Source organism: uncultured Amaricoccus sp., assembly GCF_937858865.1.
In the GTDB taxonomy this organism is placed as follows: domain Bacteria; phylum Pseudomonadota; class Alphaproteobacteria; order Rhodobacterales; family Rhodobacteraceae; genus Amaricoccus.
This window is the reverse complement of sequence record NZ_CALLYO010000369.1, coordinates 1-3006: the sequence shown is the minus strand read 5'-3', so window position 1 is coordinate 3006 and position 3006 is coordinate 1. Positions and strand designations below refer to the sequence as shown.

The window sequence follows — 3006 nt, the reverse complement described above, 5'->3', positions numbered from 1 at the left end:
GGTCGCCGCCGAGCACCACCGGCAGCGCGCCGGCGGCAAGGATGCGCCGGACGCCCGCTTCGATGTTCGCGTGGCTCTTCGTCGTGTCGGTGTGGACGATGTCGGCATCCCCGAGGTCGACGATCCGCACGCTGCCGGCTGGCAGGTAGGTGACGTCGTCCTCGTGGTCGTAGGCGCCGCCGTGACCGAACGAGAAGAGCGTCGAGGCTTCGCGGATCGCACGCGGGCCGAAGCGCGCGCCGGCCCGCCACTGCGTTCCGAAGTCGAAGGGCGCACCGAGGACTGCCACGTCGGCGTCGATCGCGTCCCAGTCGGGCTGATAGGGGTATTTTCCAAACGTCGAGATGCCGACAAAGGGCAGGTTCAATCTGCCGCTCTCGTAACCATGATCGGCCATTCGCCGCCCCCCTGGTGTCTTTCCTACGCGCTGACGGTACCAAGGGGCCCCACATCGAAAAATCAGCTTGACCGAACGTTCACTTTTACAATCCTCAATGCATGAGGCGCACGCCCTCCCTGTTCGACCTCGACCTCAGGCTCCTGCGCGTCTTCCAGATGGTCGTGCGCCACAACGGCTTCTCCGCCGCGCAGGACGCGCTGGGGATGACCCAGGCCACGATCAGCTCGCACATGAAGCTGCTCGAGCAGCGGCTGGGCGTACGGCTCTGCGAACGCGGCCGCAGCGGGTTCTTCCTGACCGACGCGGGCAAGCGCGTGCACTCGGCGATGCTCGATCTCTTCGGCTCGATCGAGAGCTTTCAAGGTTCGGTGGCGGCCGAGCGCGGCGAACTGTCCGGGGTCCTACACTTCGGAACCGTCGATGCGATGCACACAAATCCGGCGATCGACTTGGCCGCCGCGCTCGCCGACTTCCAGCGCGCCGCGCCCAGGGTGCGGCTCGAGATCGACATCGCCGCGCCGCAGACGCTCGCCCAGGGCCTGCTGAGCGGCCGCTACCACGTCGTTCTCTGCCCCTCGCAGCGGTATCCCGCGCACATGCAGGCGACCGACCTCTTCGACGAGGAGCAGCGGCTCTACTGCGGCCGGGGCCACCCGCTGTTCGACGCCGACGACGACGCCGTCACCCCCGAATCACTGGCCGGCTACCCCTTCGCCGGCCGCTCCTACATGACCGAGGAGCCGATCTGCGGCGTCGACTTCCACTGGACCGCGGTGACCGCACATATGGAAGGCACGGCCCTTCTGATCGTCGGCGGGGCCTACCTCTCGTTCCTTCCGACCCACTTCGCTCGGCAGTGGGTCGCCGAAGGCGCCATGCGCGCAATGGCACCGGATCGCTTCACCTTCCTCGATCGCTTCCAGGTCGTGCGTCCCCGTAGGGAGCGCGTCCCGGCCGTCGCTGTCCTCGCGGGATGCCTTACCGGGCGGGTTCGTGGAGGGGCATCCTGAGGGACGGTGTCGGCCCCGCCCGGCTCGACCCGCGCCGCGACGCGAGGTCATGTCGCCGGCCGGCGCGGATGTCCTTCGTGGGTTGCGAGCGCCGCCGAGACCGCAACGCCCAGACGCTGCAGCCCCGGGGCGAGCTGGTGCTGTGCAACGCCGGTGAAGCCGATGAGCAGCCCCGGCCGGGGGAGCGGCTTCACGGCGTAGTCGCTCAGCGGATAGCAGTGAACGCCGGCCGCCACCCCGCGGCGCGATGCCTCGCGGTCGTCGCACCCTTCGGGCAGCCAGGCCACCACGTTCATGCCGCTGTCCGGCCTCTCGACCCGGTAGAGCCCGCCCGAAACCTGCTCCGCCACCTCGATGAAGCGTGCGCGCCGCTCGGTGTAGAGCTCGCGCATCCGGCGCAGGTGGCTGGCGAAGTGACCGTCCGCGATGAAGTCGGCGAGCGCCATCTGCGGTGCGACCGGCATGCTGCGGAAGACGAGCGCCATGGCGTTGCGGAACATGCCCACGAGGGCCGGCGGCAGGACGAAGTAGCCGACGCGCAGCGCCGGGAACAGCGCCTTGCTGAACGTGCCGACATAGATCGTCCTCCCCCCGCCGTCGATGCTGCGCATCGATGGCAGCGGCCGTCCCGTGTAGCGGAACTCGCTGTCGTAGTCGTCCTCGATGATCCAGGCGTCGTTGGCCCGCGCCCAGTCCAGCAGGCGCTGCCGGCGGGGAACCGACAGGGTGCGGCCGAGCGGGTGCTGGCGCGAGGGCATGGCGAAGGCCAGGCGCACGTCGCGGGTCCCGGCCACCGTGGCCTCGAAGTCCATTCCGTCGTCGTCGACGGGGACATGGACCAGCCGGCGGCCGAGCGTCTCGAACAGGTGCCGGGCGATGAACGGACCCGGATCCTCGAACAGGAGCCCGTCCCCCGGATCGGTCAGCAACTGCACGGCGATCATGAAGGCGGCATGCGCCCCCGGCGTGATGACGATCTGCTCCGGGTCGCAGGCGTCGCTCCGGTGCAGGGCGAGGTAGGTGGCGATCGCGCGGCGCAGGGGCTCGTAGCCCGCCGGCTCGGCATAGCCCATGTTGCCGCGATAGGCCCGGCGGGTCTGCCGGTTCACGCAGTTCTGCCAGAGCGCGAACGGGAAGTGATCGTAGGCGGGCGTGTTCGGCAGGAATGCCCGGTCCTCCCGGACATCGACGTCGGCATCGAGCGTCAGGAGCCGCGCGCCGATGCCGGACGATCGCGGCGGACCGCTGCTCTCTGCGCCCTGGTTGGCCGGCCGGTCTGGCACAGGCGGCAAGTGGGACGGGGGCGCGTGCGCCACGAAGGTGCCCGCGCCGCGCCGCATCTCGAGGAAGCCCTCGGCCTCTAGCCGTTCCAGCACCACGACCACCGTCGGGCGTGACACGCCGAGCTCGGCGGCGAGCGCGCGGCTGGAAGGCAGCCGCGTCCCGCCGGGCAGCTGACCGGCGCGGATCAGGTCCCGCAGCTGGTCCTCGAGCTGGCGCGACACCGGCATGGGGCCATCGCGATCCAGCCGTATTCGCGTCAAGAGTGCCCCTGACTGTCGCTTCGTCATTCCCCGCCATCCCGGCCACGCCAAC

At 69.9% G+C, this 3006-nt stretch carries 3 protein-coding genes; 1 reads left to right on the top strand and 2 read right to left on the bottom strand.

The window, feature by feature from the left end:
• On the bottom strand, positions 1 to 397 hold a 397-nt coding region (locus Q0112_RS10550; protein ID WP_297974944.1), incomplete at its 3' end, for an arginase family protein.
• 101 nt (positions 398 to 498) lie between these two features.
• Between Q0112_RS10550 and Q0112_RS10545 the strand changes: the two genes are divergently transcribed.
• Positions 499 to 1410, top strand: coding sequence for a LysR family transcriptional regulator (locus Q0112_RS10545; RefSeq protein WP_297974942.1), 912 nt, complete (start codon positions 499 to 501; stop codon positions 1408 to 1410).
• A 47-nt stretch (positions 1411 to 1457) separates the two neighbouring features.
• Here Q0112_RS10545 and Q0112_RS10540 read toward each other — a convergent pair whose 3' ends face one another.
• A complete protein-coding gene (locus Q0112_RS10540) occupies positions 1458 to 2981 on the bottom strand; it encodes a PLP-dependent aminotransferase family protein (RefSeq protein WP_297974940.1) in 1524 nt (507 codons plus the stop codon).
• Positions 2982 to 3006: the final 25 nt, after the last annotated feature.

Coding starts and splice junctions, on each gene's coding strand:
- Q0112_RS10545 (WP_297974942.1), top strand. CDS start 499: ATGAGGCGCACGCCCTCCCTGTTCGACCTCGACCTCAGGCTCCTGCGC.
- Q0112_RS10540 (WP_297974940.1), bottom strand. CDS start 2,981: ATGACGAAGCGACAGTCAGGGGCACTCTTGACGCGAATACGGCTGGAT.